Source organism: Vibrio sp. CyArs1, assembly GCF_022432925.1.
Lineage (GTDB): Bacteria > Pseudomonadota > Gammaproteobacteria > Enterobacterales > Vibrionaceae > Vibrio > Vibrio mediterranei.
In genome coordinates this window covers 482,499-500,021 of record NZ_JAKRBO010000002.1, presented here as the reverse complement: position 1 = coordinate 500,021, position 17,523 = coordinate 482,499, and the positions used below count along the sequence as shown (strand labels likewise).

The window sequence follows — 17,523 nt, the reverse complement described above, 5'->3', positions numbered from 1 at the left end:
TTAGCTAGGATAGACAAAGACACGGATGCCTAGTGAGATTATACTCACTAGGCTTTTTGCTATAGGAAGATCTTAGGGTAATAATGAAGTTAGTTGGAGTTACGGCTTGTATCAGTGGCGTTGCGCATACCTATATGGCAGCGGAGTTGCTGGAGAAAGCAGCCAAAAAAGCAGGTTATAAAATCCAGGTGGAGACACAGGGAGCATTAGGCGCTGAGAATTCCTTAGAGCAAGCAGCAATTGATGCCGCGGACGTCGCATTTATCATTTCAGAGATCAACATTGAAGGGGCTGAGAGGTTCGAGCAATCACGCTTAATCAAGATGTCGATTTCAGATTTTTTGCGTAGTCCAGAGCTGGCGATTAACGCTATCGAGCGCGCTAAAGTAGCCCCAGCAGGGACTGTTATAAGCGTTTAGCTTTATTCTATCGTTCCGCTTTGGTAATGCGCCCGATATTCAGAAGGGGAGCGGTCTGTCTGCTGTTTAAATACTCGGCAGAAGTAGTTGCTGTCGTTGAATCCGCAGCGATGCGCAATCTCTTTCACTTTGGTGTCATACTGTTTGAGTAAGTACTTTGCCCTCTCTAAGCGAATATGCGTTAAATACTCATTGAACTTCACTTTTCCCTCTTTGTTAAAAAGTTGCGACAGGTAGTTCGGTGAGACGTAGAAATGTTTAGCGACTGACTCTCGCGTCAATGGCTCATGATAGTTCTGCTCCAAGTAATCTCTTACTGCATCGAACAACGCCTTACTCTTAGACGGCGTTTCGGGTGGGTTATGGATCAGGTCATGGATATGACTAAAGAGGCTGCTAGCCAAAAGGTGCAACGTATTCTGATCTTGAGAGTGCCATGATAATTCCTCAATGGCTTGAAGAATGAAGGAGCCTGTTCTCGGTCCGCGCCTTGCGACGTTCTCTTTTATTGCCGAATCGAACTTTTCACCATCCCAACTCAAAAGACTCATCCCAAAACTTTGCTTACCCACAAGGACTGACATGGTGACCACAGGTTTATCCCAATTAGGTTTATTCCAACTTTCGGCTGGTAAGTAGAGAACATCACCTTGTTTGAGAGTGACCTCCGTATCTGTTCCTATGCTATTACCAACGTCCATTTCCAGTTCACCAATTAATACCATTTCAATACGAGGAAAGTGAACTTGATACGCAAGCGGCGGTGGGCTTGGTAGGTTACCTGCAAACAGCAATGAGTGGATTTGCTCCGTATGCGTTGCGTAGTGTTCTAAGGCTTCGATGAGGTAGGTTCTATCTAACATGTTTTATAACATTCTTCTAGGTGGTGGAGGCGAAACTAAATAAGAATCCAGTATACGCGACAAGCCTGCTTGGTCTATTTGCGTTGCTTCACATTTAGTAAACGATCTTACAAATATCCAGTTTATCGTAGATATTGCCTACAGGATTATTACGGCTTTAACAGTAGATTGGTAGGGGAAAAGTCAGCCGAGAAGGATAATAAAATGAGTCACGAATCTACAATAACTAGCCTCTACTCTTTAGAGGGATTAACACCGCATCAATATGATGATTTAGACACTCATGGCTTCACCATCATTCATGATGTGATTGACCCTGAGTGGCTTCAAGAACTCAGAGCAAAGTTTGACTACCTTGTAGAGAAAGAGGGAGATAACTTAGCCATTGAGCACCACAAAGAAGAGACGGTGACTCGAATTGCCAATTTGATTAATAAGGGCACCGTCTGGGAAAAAATCTGGTGTCATCCATTAGTGCTTGATGCCTGTGAGCATATCTTTAATGGCGAATTCAAACTGTCGAGCTTGAATGGCCGCGAGGCTCACCCTGGTGGTGGCTTGCAACCGCTGCATGGCGATTGGAAGAAACCAAGGCCCGATTTCCCCAAAGTGCATTTAGTGAATTCTATCTGGGCACTTGATGATCTTTGCAGAGACAATGGCGCCCCTCGGATTATTCCGGGCACTCATTTACGTCCAGAGTTACCAGAAGATGTTTTAGAAGATACCGAAGCAACGCATCCAGATGAAGTCTACCTTGAGTGTCCTGCTGGCAGTATTATGATTTTTAATGCCCACACCTGGCACGGAGGTACGGTCAATACGCTAGGTACGCGTCGCCGTGTATTGCATGGGTTGTATGTCGCTAAAGACGGGGTTCAGCAGCAAGACCAGAAGAAATGGTTAACGGCAGAAACCTCAATGAGACTTAATCAGTCGCAACGTCGACTGTTGGATGTTTAAGTTAACGGGTGTGTTGGGTAAATAAGTTGGCGCTAAGTATTCAACGCCAACTTTTCGTCTCCTTAGCGAACTTCTAATCCTAAATTGTACTGAGCGAGACAGCGCGTAACATAACTCACTTTCAGCAAGCCCGCGATGACGATAGTACTAATGTGCGCAGCGATTTGTTGAGGTAGCGTAAACAGGTGTGCATAGGGGTAAGACACCAGAATACTCACGATCATGGCAATAAAGGTGGCCACTAATGCGATGTTTGAGAAAGTGAGTAGGTGGTGGAAGTTGAATTTATTATGTTGAGCAGTCATAAGTTACCTCACTAGGGTATTGTTTTTATTTGATACTACTCTTACTTAATTCATTTTCTGTGCCACGTTTTATTTTTGTTTTATTACAGTTGGTTATAGTTTTTTTTGATTGTTGTTTTGTCAAAAAGACAAGATTGAAAATATGTCAATAAGACTTGTATGTGTGTAATTGTGCTGGTGGCTTGAGCGCAAATAATGATAAAAAAGGCTTCTTTCTAAAGCTGAAAGAAGCCCTAAAGAAATAGTCGAGGTAGATTAAGCTTTGCGAATCTTCGCGGGCAATGATTGGCGAGCAGCGGCGCCAACAACCCAATCCAGCATGACGCCTTTACCCTCTCGGGTAGGGTCAGTTAAGCCGATGTCATTGATATTTACTCCATCCATTTGACGACTTTTGATAGGTTGCTGCTTGTCACCAATCCAGTGAGCTCGTTGCCCTAATTCCGTATGCCCAAAACCATGCTCGAATCCAAGTGTGCCTTGAAGGATTCCTGGCACAATCATCGCAAGGGCGGTGGTACTCGCTCCAGGCGTTTCGATGATGAACTTATCACCTGTTTTAATTCCTGCGTTGCTGGCATCATCTGGATGAATATAGACCGGATTGATACCTTTAATTGAGTTTAACCTTGGTGAAAGGTTGGAGACTGCACTATGAATATTGGATTTAAAGTTTGTTAAGCTAAATGGCCATTTGTCTTTTGGATAGCGATCTTCTAATGGTGTCCCATCCGCTAGCTTCTGCGGGTGCCATGTAGGGCAGCCACTGTAGTATTCACCAGTCATTGTGTTTCTTGAGCTGCCCACACGCTCGTTCCAAACAGCAAGCGGACGAGACCATTTGTACTTCATCTGTTCGCCTTTATAAGCCTCGGTAGCATTTTCAAATCGTCCTCCTCGAGCGAAAATGTAAGCGACGCGACTCACTTCCTCTGGTGTTAATGTCTTTTGCATACTCGGTAGTAGTCGTTCTAAGCCTGACCAGGCGATGTCTTCTGCATTGACGTCAGGTACTCCACCTTTCACATAAGCTAGGTTAGCGGCTGAACGCAAATAATAGTCGTCCGCAGAATGGATCCCATGCCATTGACCATTGGTATCTCGAATTGCTTTTTCACCGAAACCTCCCAATTCCATTTCTTTAGCGACATCGATTAAGAAGTTTTCTAAGCAGATAGAGCGACCGTCGGCAGATTTTTCTGTTCGAGCTTCGACGATAGGCCAACGTGCAGTTACAGTTTTTACTGGAACACCATGCCAAGGTGTTGCCATCCCCCAACTTTCGTAGGTGACAGTATCAGGTACGATGTAATCAGATAATGCAGTGGTTTCGTTGATAAAGGCATCGACAGAGACAATTAATCCGAGTTGTGTCGGATCTCTTAGCTTTTCCTCTAATAATGTCTTTAGTCCTGGTACACCGTAAATAGGGTTTGCCATATGGTTAATCCATGCCTTAATGCGATACGGGTAACCATCAATGGCAGCGGATAAGTGCTCAGTCAGTAAAGGCGCTGCAAACGGATACCACGGCGCTCGTGTAGGGTATGGGGATTCTCCAGCTGCAACACGACGTTTGTACTCATTGGTCTTTTCATATGGAAATTTGCTGCGTGACAAGAAAACGCCTTTTGGCGCAGTTTTGCCAGGGAACTTCGTAAAGTCATAACGCGGGCCAGCAGCAGATGTAGGATAGCCGCCGGCTTTCGCCATTGCGCCTCCTTTCATGTTGATATTACCGATGAGCGCATTGAGCATCATTATGGTAAACGCGTTATAGAACCCATTGGTGTGCATGTTGCCACCGTGTGTATCCACTACCGCCTTAGTGCCATAGCTTGTGAATTTCTTAGCCAAAGCAGTGATTTCATTAACGGGGACTTTACACTGTTTACTATAGAAGTTTAAATCATGTTTAAAAGCTTCTTCTTTTAATCGCTGCAGAGACGATTTAACTCGGACTTTGCCTGAGGATAGCTCGACGGTTTGGTCAACAAACAACTCCGCTGAACCCGTTTGTGTGTTTAAACCAAATTGCCCAGATCGCGCATCAATAATCACGTAAGGATCGTTGTCAGATAGCGCTTCACCTTCGAATGGAAGGTTTAAATCGGAGGCGCGCAAAAATGTACCATAGCGCGGATGATTTTCGTCACTAATCACCAAGTGCGTAGCGTTACACCAATGTGCGGTACCCGCGTTATGCATGGCATTCACACCAGGTTGGCTTAGGAAATTCTCATTGTAGCGCTTGTTTTTGATGATCCACTGAATCATTCCTAGCACTAATGCGGAATCTGTCCCTGGTTTGATAGGTAGCCAATGGTTGGTATCAGCTGCAGCGAGACTAGAAGAGCCTGCCGGCAAGCTCGGAGTTACTATGGTGTAGGTAAGCTTGCCTTCTGTTCGTGCTTTAGCAAGTTGGCGTGCTTGACGTTTGAACGGATTACCAGCTTGAGCGGGAGACATGCCGATGAAAATGATGTACTCAGCGTTGTCGAAGTCAGGTTTAAGATGGGCAAATTTGTCTAGGTCATTCATAAATGCACCACTGCCTGCTCGGAACGCATAACCGCAATATGAGCCGTGATGGCCGAAGTTTCTGGTTCCAAAACTGTTGAAGGCAAATCGTTTAAAGATGTCATCTCTACCTTCATTACCAGCGTTGGTCATCAAAAGTTGATTGGCTTTAGGTCCATATTCTGGGTTATCTGCATCGACAGGAGTTACAAGATCTCGAATATCTTTGAGACCTTCGACATGCCCCTCACCGAATAAGTCTCCGCCGTGTACGACTTCTTGAATCAATTGCTCATAACTGATGGGTTGCCATTTCCCATCACCTCGCTTGCCCACACGTTTCAATGGTTGTGTAATTCGATAGGGACTATTGCGAATCTCCATCATGCCGTTGCCGCGAGCACAAGCTGTAGAGCGTCCTTCGAGGCCAGATTCGCCTGCCATGCCTAGATAAGCATCCTTAACAGGCGTATTGAATGGAATATGCTGTTGATGAGAGAGCGGATGGTATGGGTTACCTGCAATACGCAGTATTTCGTCATTGCGATTGTCGATACGTACACGTAAACCACATAAGGTCCAACATCCAAAACACATAGAAGGTGCCACGCGCTGGTTCGGGTTTGGTATTAGGTCGCCCGTTGGGGTCACTTTGTATTCAGGTTCGAGTGAGTTTCCATGGTGAATATTACTGGTTTTCTGTCCTGCAGTGCCTTCAACGACTCCATCGAACATATGCTTAGTAGTGGTTGAATAGCCAGCTGAAAAAGCACCCAGACCACCGACAGCTAGGCCAGATTTCAGAAACTGACGACGTTTGTTATCCATAGTGAAATCCTCTTAAATCAGTGTTTGTTTAGGGTAGTGGAGTTGATGTTCTGTTTAGGCTGAACAAGCTCAGAGCAAAGTAAAGCAAGAGCAATCCACAGGCCAAACATACCTATAATCCCGAGCGAGCCATTGCTGCCCACAGGAAGGTGATAAGGGTAAGGACCAACATCAAATTTCGCGATGGTTTGTACTTCTATCATGGTGACCCAGCGAACACTCCATGCGCTGACAAGGCAGATAAAGGACAAGATAAACAAATAGAAAAAATGTGTTTTGTTGTCGCGTAGGCAGAAGAGCGACAACAGTATGTTGGCAACAAGCAGAACGGTAAGCAGTGCAATTTTATTAACCCACTGCGAGTTGGCATAAAGTGAAAACGCGGAATTATTCGATGCCCAAAGAGGGATTAATATGAGGGCTAATACGCTACTCAATATCATAGTCTGTTTCACTAGACGGGTATCTCCCAATGACAGTGCTTTCGGTTTTGAGGGAATAAGGAGCAGAATTAGCAGAGTGAAGCCAATTGCTGCTGAGAAAGCTGTGACGAACCAAATGAGTGGCGAGGCAGGTTGATTCCATAATGGACGAGACTGAACAACGGCTATCTCTGCGCCGGTATAGAGAGCAATTGTCAAACCAGAAATCACGGTGGCAATGGCTGCACTCATCATTAGTTTACGGCTGGTGGTCCATTGACCTAGTGATAACTTAGTAAAGAGTCGAAGCAGTTTATTGTTCTGATGTTGCAGCGCAACTAGGTCATTTCGAAGATAAAGCCAAGCTGTCGCTATCGCCAATAACGAAAATAGAGGTAGAAAAATCGAACCTAAAGACATCCAAGACCAAGGTGTTAAGTGTGCGTAAAAATGCCAAGCTCTACCTGGTTGATGTAAGTCTCCGGTTAAGGCAAGTGGGCCAACAATCGCACCGATGGCCAAGGTCAGTGCTAAAGCAGCGCGCAAATGATGGCTGGTGTGAGATTGAAACGTGAGAGCAATCAAAAACAAAATAGCTGCAGCATAGGCTGAGCCAATGTAAAAAAAGTACTGTACCGCCCACGGGAGCCATGCGATAGCCTGAGGTTGAACTAGAACTTCAGTAATGTTCATACTTGCTCTCCTTGTGGTTCGTAAATAGCGGGTTGACCTTCAATGTGCTGAGTAAAACGTTCAATCATGCCGATATAAAACACGTGGGGATCGGTTCCTTCTTCCGGTTTTAACACCTTAATATCGTCACTATGCTCGCTCATTAAGCGTCGAACTTCGCTGTGGGGATCATTCAGGTCACCAATGACACGTGCACCTCCAACACAAGTCTCGACACAGGCAGGTAGTAAGCCTTGCTCCAACCTATGTGCACAGAAGGTACATTTATCTGCAGTCAAAGTGTCTTCATTGATAAAACGCGCGTCGTATGGACACGCTTGAACGCAGTAAGCACAGGCAACACAACGACTGTTATCAACCATGACGATGCCATCTTCACGTTGAAAAGTAGCTTGAACTGGGCAAACTGCTACGCAAGGCGGGTTATCGCAATGGTTGCAAAGGCGCGGCAGCATAAAGGATTTCACTTCTTTGGTAGCGGTTGAGCCGTCATCCAAAGTGACTTCATACTGTTTTACCGTGGTTCGGAACTGACCAATTGGAGCTTGATTTTCGATACTGCAACCGACTGTGCATGCTTGGCACCCTACGCATTTTCGAAGATCGACAATCATGGCAAATCGTTTTCCAGTTTGGCCTTTTCGGTTGGGTTCCTGATTGTTCCTTATAACTGTACTGGCGGTAGCTGTACCAACGCCTGCAACAGGGATGAGGGCAGCGCCAGCTGTAATGGCGCTAAGAAAGCGACGTTTGGTGGAATCCATAACTCACCTGCTAAGATTAATGAAAGCCTGTTGGTATTGTCAGAATTGTTACTCGCTGTCGATATAGTGGATTTCCACATACCACGATCAAAGTTGATCTAAGACAAATGCCGAAGTGCCTCTATTGCTGCTATTCTGGTGCTCTAAATCTTAAGGATTAAAAACAATTCATGGTGAGAAGCACGCTACGTTGGGTTCGTTTATTGATGGTTATCGTTGGCACGATAACTGGATTTGCCTATGCAGGGCAGCAAGACCAAGGGACGAAGATAGATTCAACAACTAAGGCACAAGTGGATGTAGGGGTATTAGCTATCAGAGGGCATTTATATGCTCAGCAACGTTGGCAGCCGACTATTGATTGGTTAAATCAACAGATCCCTAGCGCGCATTTTGTACTGCATCCTTTAGATCTTGATGGAATGGCGCAATCGGTTAGAGAGCAGCGTATGGATTTCATTTTGACGAATCCAGGGCAAGCCGTTCAATTAGGTCGTCAATACCCATTATCGTGGATAGCGACGATAGTAAGTCAAGCACCAGAACGCTCAAACTACGGCATTGGTTCGGCTTTGGTTGTTCGGTCTGCCTCCCCATATAAGACACCAAGTGACGTTGCAGGTTTATCTATTGCTGCTGTTTCTAAAGATGCTTTTGGTGGATATCTAACGATGCGATACCAAGTTCTAACCGACGGAGGCGATCCTAATAGTTTCTTCTCCGATGTGCGCTACTTGGGGTTTCCAATTGATGCCAACCTATATCAACTTCGTGATAGGGCGGTAGAAGCGGCGGTTGTACCAGCGTGCTTGTTGGAACAAATGGAGAAGGAAGGATTGATAGATAAAGGGTTGTTGCGTGTGCTGAACCCTCTTGAACAAACGCATTCATCATGTGCTGTTTCTACACCTCTGTATCCTAACTGGTCGTTTGCAAAAACTGAACGCGGCTCATCTCAACTCGCCAAAGAAATCAGCCGAGCTTTGCTTGCTATGCCTGCTGACAGCCCAGCTGCGATTGCCTCAAAAGCGTCAGGCTGGACTTCTCCGGTTAGTTTACTCTCCATTGATAAACTATTTCAGGCTATGGATTTGCATCCGCTTCAGCAGCCTTGGTGGAAGGAAGCGATTCGTTGGTTAAGATTGCATCAAGAATGGGCATGGACACTGTTTTTATTCGTGATTGTATTGAACGTGTATCACTTTTGGCTTGAATATCGTTTTAGCAAGAGTAAACACGATTTAGAACAGACATTACTGCGCCTCAAAGAAAAAAGTGAAATGTTAGAACATACACAGAGAGTTGCGATTATTGGTGAATTAGGCAGTAGTTTGGCACATGAAATTAACCAACCATTAGCTGCCATTCGAAACTACAGTGAAGGTGGCTTGCTGCGCCTTGCCAAAAAGCGTCCTCCAGAAGACATCGTGCCAGTGTTGGAAAAAATCCAAGACCAAGTTGAGCGCGCCGATGCAATTATCAGCAGACTAAGGGATCTCATAAAGAAACGTGCGATTGCGAAGACAGAATGTGATGTTGAACAGTTGCTAGGGGATAGTATCGAGCTACTTAAATATCGATTAGACAAAAATGGTATTGAGACGGTTCGGAGTACAGAAGGGCAACAACGACTCGTCAATGTTGACGCGGTGGGTATACAACAAGTACTTGTTAACGTGATCAACAATGCTATTGAGGCCTGCTCAAAGCTTGCTGAAAAACAACGTGACTATAAAGGAACGATAGCTCTTCATACTGAGTATCAATCTCAAATGTTATCTATTCGAATCGCAGACAACGGCACTGGTTTGGAGCAAGATAACCCGACGCAAGCTTTTATAAGCAGTAAAAAAGATGGCCTAGGGTTAGGCCTGGCAATATGCCGCGATGTAGTGGAGATGCACAACGGAGAGTTACAAATACAATCAACGCAGCCGCATGGCTGTTTAGTCGTGATTACTTTGCCATACCATCCACCAGCAGACACCATGCTCACCGACGAGTAGCCAAGGAGTGATATAAATTGTGTGATAACCAACTGCCTGTATACGTCGTTGATGATGACGAATCTGTCAGAGATTCATTGGCGTTTATGCTTGAAGAGCAGGACTTTAATGTAACCAGCTTTCCTGATGGTGTGACTTTTTTAAATAACGCTGATATCCAACAAGCGGGTTGTGTGATTTTAGATAGTCGTATGCCAAAGCTTCGCGGCCAACAAGTACATCAAATCCTGACAGAAGCACACAGTCCACTCGCGGTTATTTATCTGACGGGACATGGTGATGTTCCAATGGCTGTAGATGCCTTACAGTCTGGAGCCGTCAACTTCTTCCAAAAACCAGTGAAAGGTTCAGAGTTAGCTCAAGCGATAGTCCTAGGGTTGGCTCAGTCATCTGCCAACCTAGATACAATGGAAGCAAAAAACGCGTATGCGTCGCTAACACCGCGAGAAAAAGATATTCTGCGCTTGATCATAGCCGGAAAGCGCAATATTCGCATTGCTGATGAATTGTGTATCGCTATGCGGACGGTGGAAGTTCATAGAGCCAGTTTACTGAGAAAATTCAAAGCAAAAACGGTGGCTGAGTTGGCGTTTATTTATGGTTTGACCAAAAACAGCTAGTCGAAGGAATTTTACCTCATTAAAGAAAGTAACTCTTCATGTGAGCTAAGAAGTATTCAACGCGCATTGGCTTTAGCTTTCGCTCTTTGTATACCATGTTAACAGACGATTGCTGATAGATTTCGTTTGGAAGGACAGGCACTAGCGTTTTATCGGTATCGTATTTTTCTACTAGGTTAGGCATGATGAAAGCTAGTCCTAGGCCTGAAGCACAAGCTTTGAAAATGGTATAGCCGCTATTGACTGTCAATGCCACTGGTAGCTGTTTAAGTACTGACTTATCTGACTCTTGATAAATGAATGGATTTTTAGATTTGAGCTGTCTATGAGGCGCTTTTAGGTCAGCAATAGAGCTAATGTCGCCATATTCTGAAAGATATGTCTTTGATGCCATAAGGTATCGTTTATATGATAGTAACTCACTTGAAATCAAGCTCTTATTACTTACTTCTCCAATACAAAACCAAATGTCGATGCCTTCTTCAAGCATATCGACTTGCCGATTAGAAAAATCAAGATCGAGTAAAACTTCAGGGTACTTTCGGGAAAAACTCACGAGGGCGTCTTGAAGTAAGAGGTTACCAAGGTCAACGGGTACGACAACTTTCAAAATGCCTGTGGGCTCCAGTTGGTGGAGCATTATTTCATCTTCTGAACGTCTTAACACATCGTCCACATTTTGACAGTAGCGGTAGAGTGCTTTTCCCTCCTCAGTTAGGTCAAGTGCTCGTGTTGAACGTATGAGGAGTTTAACGCCGTAGTATGCTTCTATTTCTGATATCTTACGGCTTACAGTAGAGGCATTGATTCCTAGCTCTTCAGCGGCTTTAGACAACGAGTTTAGGTCTACTACACGCCGAAAGATGACAAGTGTATTTAAGTCAAAGCGATTATTGTTTCTGTGCAAAACTGTTCCTGATTTCGAGCCATTTAACCATAAGTCTATATGTAGATAATATGAAATCAATACACAGTATCTGATTGTAGTTTGCTCTTTCTGGGTATTGACGTTAATAGTACCGAATGAAGGACATTCTAAGATGAATTTAACTCTCCATAATCTTTCGAAACCTCTAACTTTAGCTGCCATTGTTCTATTGGTAATATCTGCTGTCAGCATGATTCTTAGTGACTTGTATTCTCCATTTACAACGGATAGTTACGTGATAAGTGATATATCGAAAATATCTACTGATATTGACGGTGTGGTAGAGCACATATACGTAAGAAATGGTCAATTTGTTAAAAAAGGTGACCCTCTTTTTAAAATTGAAACTGATGAACTTCAATCTAAGTACGATACCGCTTATGCAAATTTGATTATTCTAGAACAGAACTTTAAGAAGATTGAACTTGAAATGGGTTTGATTGAAAGCGAAATAAAGCAAAAAACAGAAATTGCCAGTAATAAAAAACAGCACTATATGAGGATGAAAACCCTTTTACGTAATAAAGCAATTAACCAGCAACAATATGATGATGCTTACACAGCATACATTGATGAAATAAGAGAAATAGAACAACTTAAAATCAAGTTACAGATTAACCACGTTAAGCTTGGCTCAGAACAAGGTGGAAACGGTGGGCTGATGTTAGGGAAAGCTATATTAGAAAAAGCTAGGAAAAACCTTAATAAAGCTACAGTACATGCTCCATTTGACGGAGTAATTACCAATATGCAGCTCGTAAAAGGTCATTTTGTATCAAAGAACTCACCGCAAATCGTCATAACCTCTCAATCACAGAGACAGCTCGTCGCTGATTTTAACGAAAAAGGTTTAGATCTTTTACCCAATGCGAATTGCTTGGTTGTGTTTGATGCTATACCCGGCAGAATATTCAAGACACAAGTAACTAGCATAGACCAAGCGATAACTGTAACTGGGGTTGGCGATCAAAAGTTAGGAGAGACTGCTACGGTAACTCAGGGAGATAGATGGGTACGCAAAAGCCAATATGTTCGCTCTACTCTAAATATGCCAGATGTTGATAGCAGTTTAATTTCAGGTTCTCGAGCAACAGTAATGGTAGTTCGTGACGATAGCAAATACTGGAATTCGTTTTCATATATGACGATGCATATTATTGCATTATTTCGTTACCTATACTAATGAAAGATATATCCTATGTTTAACATAAAAGCACCAATGATAAGAAGTGCACTGTTCTTTACTCTATCGATTGTTATCACTGATATGCTGCATTTAGGAATGCCAGTATTTAGTGTTTTTTTAGGTCCAGCTTTGATCTTACGAGATAAGTTTAGCTTGAATAAATCATTAGTGTTCATATCTTTAGTTAGCATCTATTTTATTTCGGGCTCCTTGGCTGCGACAATACTCGACCATAACCAGTGGGCGTTAATAGTAATCTCGGTTTTCGTCATATATAGCTATTTGCGAATTGAAAAACTTGCATCATTTTCAACGGCGCCGCTATTTTTATATTGTTATGGACTTATCAATACAACATATGGAACTTCGATGGAGTTGTATTTTTACCAACTTCTACATGTCGCGTTCATGATGCTACTACTAGCAAAAGCTATTTTTTGGATTTTGCCGACCCCAACTAACCAAATGTCATCCAGACAAAATCAAAAAGTCGCCAAGCGTTCTAAGACTCTGAATGTGATATCCACCATCATCATATCTCTATCCTTGGTTTACTTTCTATCGATTGAAGTTGGCAAGGCCATATTCTGCCTTTCAGTGATCATAAGTATTGTTTGTAGACCAGATTATGCTTCGATCATAAAAGGCCTAAAAAGTATCTTACCGCTGCAGGTATCCGGCTGTTTCATTGCGCTAGTATTACATATGCTTGTGGCTGGTCATGGCCAAAATATACTGATGCTATCGCTAGTGATATTTGGCTTCTCCATTGTTGTATTTTACTTTGCTCATAGTTCGGAGAAAATCTCCAAGAAAATACCAAATTTCGAAATTGGACTCCTAGCAGCTACGCTGACACCGTTTACACTGTACACTCATTCAAGTGGGTTCGATATTGGTCCATTTATTCGACGAGCTGCGAATATGGGTGTTATTTGGGGGTTGGGTACACTCATGATTGTGCTGCTGCCATGGTGTCTATCGTGGTTCAAGCGTATGTAAATTACTCTACGACTAGTTATTTTGTAGAAGGATAAGAGTATCAATATGATGTTTTAAGTAGGTACCGAAAGTGTGCTAGCTCAAACATTCAATGTGAGTACAGTAATAGAGTACTATCCGATGCTCTTAAATATAGTTTTAATCGTTTCACGAAGCCACTCATGACCTTTATCTTTCTTTTGTGATTGATGCCATGTCATGTATATGGGAACTTTCTTTGCAGAAAATGGTAATGGGAGTACATTCAAATCTAATCGTTCCGAAAATTTATTTGCATACCATTCACCACATACACTAAGCCACTCAGTTTCTGAAGCCAATTGCATGGCTGTTAGCAGTGAACCTGTAGAATAGGCTACTTTTCTAGTTGGAAGTTGGCCTTCGATAGCAAGAGAGTCTAATGTATGAGTACTAAGACGTTGGCTGCGCCATGTAACGTGATGCGCTTGCATAAAGTCATCGAAAGATAATGAATCTTGAATAGTAGGATGCGACTTACTCGCTACAACAACTGCTTTTTGTTCCATTATAAGTTCATTGTGGTAGCCGTGTTCAGAGAGGGGAACGGTCGCCAGAATGACATCAACGGTTCTTCGGCGAAGGTCATCTTGTCTATCTGCTTCGTTCAAGTGTTCTACGTCTGCTTGAATCGTAATATGAGGAGCGTATTTCTGCTTATATTTGGTAATCGCAGGTACCATCATCAAATCAAAATCTTTATGGCTTGATATGCGGAAAGTTCTTTGACTCTTAGAAGGAATAAATTCTTGTTTAGAACTAGTGCCATTGAGCAGAAAACTCAAGGGGCCTTGTATTTCACTGTGCAGTTGAAGAGCAAAATTGGTAGGCGTTATCCCTCTGCCTTGTCGAATAAAAAGAGGGTCTTGATACTGATCTCTAAGGCGGTTGAGAGCGTGACTCACAGCCGGAGCAGTAATATTTAAGACCTCGGCCGCCTCGCTAACGCTTTTAGACTTCATTACAACATCAAAGGTTTTTAATAAATTAAGATCCATAACCTACTCTTTAAGCAACATTACAAAATGATAATGCATTCTATATGTATGATAGTCAATTTGTGGCTTAAGCAGTAATGAGAAAGTTACTGCTGGTGGGATGTATTACGATTAACGAGAAGTCTGTTGAAGTTTACTTATCTATGTTTTGATGTCGTCTATCATACAGATGTTGTAAGGCTTTCCTACCGACTGGCAGTGCTCCACCCATCTAGTTGGCCAAAAGATACGGCTAGACTTTCCTATTTGTATGCACGTCATTTCGACTCCTAGGTAACTAATCTGTTTGCCCAGAGGTAACGATTTATCTTTAGACAAATAACAGTGTTGTTTCAGTTCGTTTTTTTGGGCTAATTGGTAAACCCAGTTATCCTCGTTACTTTGCTTAAAAGCACTATAGTATGACGCGTTTGCATTGGTCACGGCGGAAACCTCTTGCTGTTGAGCTAACAATTGTCCTGCATCGGCTGTGAAGCTAATCGGTGCCACTATCATTGGTAAAAGGGTTAAGCATCGTTTTAACTGCGTAACTTTGTACATATCGTTATCATCTCTTTGTTTTGTGGAGAAGTTCATACTGTAAAGCATCATAATTCGCCTGAGGTACTCTAGGTTTTAGCTCATTTAGGCAAGACTTGGCAGCCGTATTGTTCGACTCTATGTAAACACTACATAGTGTGTACAGTTGCTCGGCAGAGCCTGACAGTTGATACGCATGTTCGAAAAGCGGCACAGATTTTTCGAGGTCAAAACCTTTTTGCGCTACGGCATATAAATACCAATAATAGCTATTCGTTTCAGCTAAAATGGCAGCGGATTTGAAGTCGGAAAGCGCTTCGCGTTTGTTATCATTTCGTACACGAGCAAGTGCTCTGGCGTAATACAGTTGTGAAGCATTGGGATTTAACAGAATGCCTTCGTTCAGTACATCTAAAGCTTTGTCAGTATGACTGTCTGCGCGATAGGATTCCGATAATCCAACCCAAAAAGCTTGATTACTTGAGTCTTCTTCAATAAGTGATTTATAGGTCGTTATTGCTTTTTTAGTGTCACCTGATGCTTGATACACTTCAGCCAGTTTAAAGGTTGAAAAGGCGTCATGCTTCGATTTGTAATACTGTTCTAGTTTCGGGATATATAAATCAAGCTTGTGTCTCATAGATGTTGTTAACTTCGGATACATCTTTGCTAAGCTGTATGTTGCCGCATAGCTTAAGGTCGGGCTAGTATCACCTAAAAAAGGTGAAATGAGCTCCCAACGATAGTCGAGTGCTAACCCATCACTACCTACTATTGCAGCATGTTGAATGCGTTCATTATCCTCTTTGAGTGCTCGAGCGATGGCTATTAGAGCATTTTGGGAAGGCGTGATTCTTAACGATTCTAACGCGTCAATTCGTTGCTCGATTGGCTGAGACTTATCCTGAGCGACATATGCAGGATCATTTTTATTTGGATTGAAGTTTTCAGACGGTACTCCTGAAGCAAACACAGAAAACGACAACAAACCAATAAAGATTAAAGATAACGACTTCATGCCTATGCCTTGTGTTCAGAGATTATTTGATTATCGATTAGGGCTTGGTCACTATGCTTTCCATGAGCGACGGGTAAACCAAGTCTTCGCAGTGTAAATGCAAAGCCTGCATCTGCATGACGAAAGAACTTATTCCATCCCGCACACAGGTAGTTCAGGCCATTTTCGCCTTCTTTGGTCTTGATGAATCGATTTTTTGGACACTCTCCAAAGCATGCAAACTTATAGTCACATTCTCTGCATTGTTTAGGGAGGGATTTTGACTTCGCTGTACCGAACTGTTGTTGTTTAGCCGAGAACGCCATGTTTTCGAGTTCGGTCTCGGCAATATTACCGATTTTGTACTCTGGATAAACATAGTGATCGCACGTGTATACATCACCATTAGGTTCCATCGCTAAGCCCTTTCCGCACATTTCACCCAGAGTACAAAGAGGGTTTCTATGTCCCATCCACGCCTCAAGAAATGCTTCGAAATACTGAACAAATACGGTTCCCACATCGTTACATATCCATTCATTGAAAATAGCGATGAGAAAATTGCCCCATGCATGATCAGAAACACAGAACGGTTCCACTACGGAGTCTTTGTAGCCTGGAATAAGGCGTTTGTCACCTTGCATTAATCTCTCGTCAATCTGCCAAGTATTTGGTGCAGTTTCGCGGAAGGTTTTCATTTCAACAATTGGGATGAACTGCATCTGAGGTGACTTCACTACATCCCTTAAAAAGCGGTACACCTCTAATGGGTTGCGACTAGTTATATTGTTCACACAGGTAAGTGTTGCAAAGCTTACTTGGTGTTTATGTAACAATTCAACAGCTCTCATTACTTGCTTGAAGGTACCACGACCAGATTTGTTGGTACGATAGGTATTGTGCAGCAGTTCAGGACCATCAATGCTTAAGCCAACAAGAAAGTTGTTCTGTTTGAGAAACTTACACCATTTGTCATTTAAAAGGGTGCCATTGGTTTGAAGGTCGTTGGAAATAGTTACACCTTCAGGTTGGTATTTTTTTTGAAATTCAACGATCTTTTCAAAATAAGGAAGACCTAACATAGTAGCTTCGCCGCCCTGCCATGAAAAAGTAATCTGCGGTGTATTTTGGCCTTGAATATAATCTTTAATGAATTTTTCTAGTTTTTGGTCATCCAGTTTTGGTGAACATCCTTTTTTATACTCAAGCAGGTCTTCTTTACTTAAATAATAACAGTAATCGCAGTCTAAATTACATGCTGCGCCAATCGGCTTTGCCATTACATGCATGCGCTTAGATGGTTTGCCATTAAATTGTGGTCCCGCTTGAATTACAGGGCTGGTATCACTCATAAATAACCTTTCTCGTGTTTCGTTGATAGGGGTACTATAAGGCGTCCAATGCTAATTAATTGAATAGCGGTGCTTATTAGTTATTTAACTAAAACTAAATCCAACTCTATGTGTATGCTC

General features: G+C 42.8%; 16 protein-coding genes. 6 read left to right on the top strand and 10 right to left on the bottom strand.

Features of this window, described 5'->3' with window-relative positions; all coding sequences use genetic code 11:
- Window positions 1–83: 83 nt before the first annotated feature.
- Entirely contained in the window at window positions 84–419 is a 336-nt protein-coding gene (locus MMA19_RS08950; protein ID WP_006071772.1) for a fructose PTS transporter subunit IIB, read from the top strand.
- A gap of 2 nt (window positions 420–421) precedes the next feature.
- Here MMA19_RS08950 and MMA19_RS08945 read toward each other — a convergent pair whose 3' ends face one another.
- The gene (locus tag MMA19_RS08945; protein WP_006071770.1) at window positions 422–1,282 is read right to left on the bottom strand and encodes an AraC family transcriptional regulator; all 861 of its coding nucleotides are present in this window, start codon (window positions 1,280–1,282) and stop codon (window positions 422–424) included.
- Between the two features lie 204 nt (window positions 1,283–1,486).
- Between MMA19_RS08945 and MMA19_RS08940 the strand changes: the two genes are divergently transcribed.
- Window positions 1,487–2,245: a phytanoyl-CoA dioxygenase family protein gene (locus MMA19_RS08940; protein WP_240206029.1), complete on the top strand. Its 759-nt coding sequence runs from the start codon at window positions 1,487–1,489 to the stop codon at window positions 2,243–2,245.
- A 62-nt stretch (window positions 2,246–2,307) separates the two neighbouring features.
- Here the strand turns inward: MMA19_RS08940 and MMA19_RS08935 are convergent, their stop codons facing one another.
- The 4 genes from MMA19_RS08935 to dsrO all read right to left on the bottom strand — a co-directional run bounded on the left by MMA19_RS08935 (window position 2,308) and on the right by dsrO (window position 7,777).
- Window positions 2,308–2,550: a hypothetical protein gene (locus MMA19_RS08935; protein ID WP_006071766.1), complete on the bottom strand. Its 243-nt coding sequence runs from the start codon at window positions 2,548–2,550 to the stop codon at window positions 2,308–2,310.
- 255 nt (window positions 2,551–2,805) lie between these two features.
- Window positions 2,806–5,898, bottom strand: coding sequence for a tetrathionate reductase subunit A (locus MMA19_RS08930; RefSeq protein ID WP_240206028.1), 3,093 nt, complete (start codon window positions 5,896–5,898; stop codon window positions 2,806–2,808).
- Between the two features lie 17 nt (window positions 5,899–5,915).
- A complete protein-coding gene (gene nrfD, locus MMA19_RS08925; RefSeq protein ID WP_240206027.1) occupies window positions 5,916–7,013 on the bottom strand; it encodes an NrfD/PsrC family molybdoenzyme membrane anchor subunit in 1,098 nt (365 codons plus the stop codon).
- The gene (gene dsrO / locus MMA19_RS08920) at window positions 7,010–7,777 is read right to left on the bottom strand and encodes a sulfate reduction electron transfer complex DsrMKJOP subunit DsrO (RefSeq protein WP_198557936.1); all 768 of its coding nucleotides are present in this window, start codon (window positions 7,775–7,777) and stop codon (window positions 7,010–7,012) included. The genes nrfD and dsrO overlap by 4 nt, the downstream gene beginning before the upstream one ends.
- Before the next feature lie 170 nt (window positions 7,778–7,947).
- On the opposite strand from dsrO, the gene MMA19_RS08915 reads away from it, so the two are divergent.
- Together MMA19_RS08915 and MMA19_RS08910 are read left to right on the top strand one after the other, a co-directional pair.
- Window positions 7,948–9,783: a sensor histidine kinase gene (locus tag MMA19_RS08915; protein WP_240206026.1), complete on the top strand. Its 1,836-nt coding sequence runs from the start codon at window positions 7,948–7,950 to the stop codon at window positions 9,781–9,783.
- Window positions 9,784–9,800: 17 nt separating this feature from the next.
- A complete protein-coding gene (locus MMA19_RS08910; protein WP_240206025.1) occupies window positions 9,801–10,403 on the top strand; it encodes a response regulator in 603 nt (200 codons plus the stop codon).
- Window positions 10,404–10,422: 19 nt separating this feature from the next.
- Here MMA19_RS08910 and MMA19_RS08905 read toward each other — a convergent pair whose 3' ends face one another.
- Window positions 10,423–11,310: a LysR family transcriptional regulator gene (locus MMA19_RS08905; protein WP_240206024.1), complete on the bottom strand. Its 888-nt coding sequence runs from the start codon at window positions 11,308–11,310 to the stop codon at window positions 10,423–10,425.
- Between the two features lie 133 nt (window positions 11,311–11,443).
- Here MMA19_RS08905 and MMA19_RS08900 point away from each other — a divergent pair, with 133 nt between their 5' ends.
- Complete coding sequence (locus tag MMA19_RS08900; RefSeq protein WP_240206023.1) at window positions 11,444–12,514, top strand: efflux RND transporter periplasmic adaptor subunit; 1,071 nt, start codon at window positions 11,444–11,446, stop codon at window positions 12,512–12,514.
- Between the two features lie 15 nt (window positions 12,515–12,529).
- Complete coding sequence (locus MMA19_RS08895; RefSeq protein ID WP_240206022.1) at window positions 12,530–13,519, top strand: hypothetical protein; 990 nt, start codon at window positions 12,530–12,532, stop codon at window positions 13,517–13,519.
- Window positions 13,520–13,632: 113 nt separating this feature from the next.
- Here MMA19_RS08895 and MMA19_RS08890 read toward each other — a convergent pair whose 3' ends face one another.
- The 4 genes from MMA19_RS08890 to MMA19_RS08875 form a co-directional block, all read right to left on the bottom strand.
- Entirely contained in the window at window positions 13,633–14,535 is a 903-nt protein-coding gene (locus MMA19_RS08890) for a LysR family transcriptional regulator (RefSeq protein ID WP_038231195.1), read from the bottom strand.
- Between the two features lie 141 nt (window positions 14,536–14,676).
- Window positions 14,677–15,075, bottom strand: coding sequence for a hypothetical protein (locus MMA19_RS08885; protein ID WP_240206021.1), 399 nt, complete (start codon window positions 15,073–15,075; stop codon window positions 14,677–14,679).
- Window positions 15,076–15,082: 7 nt separating this feature from the next.
- Window positions 15,083–16,072 carry a tetratricopeptide repeat protein gene (locus MMA19_RS08880; RefSeq protein WP_240206020.1) on the bottom strand — a complete coding sequence of 330 codons (990 nt, stop codon included), beginning with the start codon at window positions 16,070–16,072 and terminating at the stop codon, window positions 15,083–15,085.
- Window positions 16,073–16,074: 2 nt separating this feature from the next.
- Window positions 16,075–17,403, bottom strand: a complete 1,329-nt coding sequence (locus tag MMA19_RS08875; RefSeq protein WP_088877515.1) for an anaerobic sulfatase maturase — start codon at window positions 17,401–17,403, stop codon at window positions 16,075–16,077.
- Window positions 17,404–17,523: the final 120 nt, after the last annotated feature.

What these genes read in the sequence shown, in the direction of transcription:
- MMA19_RS08950 (WP_006071772.1), top strand. Translation starts at nt 84, where the DNA reads ATGAAGTTAGTTGGAGTTACGGCTTGTATCAGTGGCGTTGCGCATACC.
- MMA19_RS08935 (WP_006071766.1), bottom strand. Translation starts at nt 2,550, where the DNA reads ATGACTGCTCAACATAATAAATTCAACTTCCACCACCTACTCACTTTC.
- MMA19_RS08875 (WP_088877515.1), bottom strand. Translation starts at nt 17,403, where the DNA reads ATGAGTGATACCAGCCCTGTAATTCAAGCGGGACCACAATTTAATGGC.
- MMA19_RS08945 (WP_006071770.1), bottom strand. Translation starts at nt 1,282, where the DNA reads ATGTTAGATAGAACCTACCTCATCGAAGCCTTAGAACACTACGCAACG.
- dsrO (WP_198557936.1), bottom strand. Translation starts at nt 7,777, where the DNA reads ATGGATTCCACCAAACGTCGCTTTCTTAGCGCCATTACAGCTGGCGCT.
- MMA19_RS08940 (WP_240206029.1), top strand. Translation starts at nt 1,487, where the DNA reads ATGAGTCACGAATCTACAATAACTAGCCTCTACTCTTTAGAGGGATTA.
- MMA19_RS08890 (WP_038231195.1), bottom strand. Translation starts at nt 14,535, where the DNA reads ATGGATCTTAATTTATTAAAAACCTTTGATGTTGTAATGAAGTCTAAA.
- MMA19_RS08895 (WP_240206022.1), top strand. Translation starts at nt 12,530, where the DNA reads ATGTTTAACATAAAAGCACCAATGATAAGAAGTGCACTGTTCTTTACT.
- MMA19_RS08880 (WP_240206020.1), bottom strand. Translation starts at nt 16,072, where the DNA reads ATGAAGTCGTTATCTTTAATCTTTATTGGTTTGTTGTCGTTTTCTGTG.
- nrfD (WP_240206027.1), bottom strand. Translation starts at nt 7,013, where the DNA reads ATGAACATTACTGAAGTTCTAGTTCAACCTCAGGCTATCGCATGGCTC.
- MMA19_RS08930 (WP_240206028.1), bottom strand. Translation starts at nt 5,898, where the DNA reads ATGGATAACAAACGTCGTCAGTTTCTGAAATCTGGCCTAGCTGTCGGT.
- MMA19_RS08915 (WP_240206026.1), top strand. Translation starts at nt 7,948, where the DNA reads ATGGTGAGAAGCACGCTACGTTGGGTTCGTTTATTGATGGTTATCGTT.
- MMA19_RS08885 (WP_240206021.1), bottom strand. Translation starts at nt 15,075, where the DNA reads ATGTACAAAGTTACGCAGTTAAAACGATGCTTAACCCTTTTACCAATG.
- MMA19_RS08900 (WP_240206023.1), top strand. Translation starts at nt 11,444, where the DNA reads ATGAATTTAACTCTCCATAATCTTTCGAAACCTCTAACTTTAGCTGCC.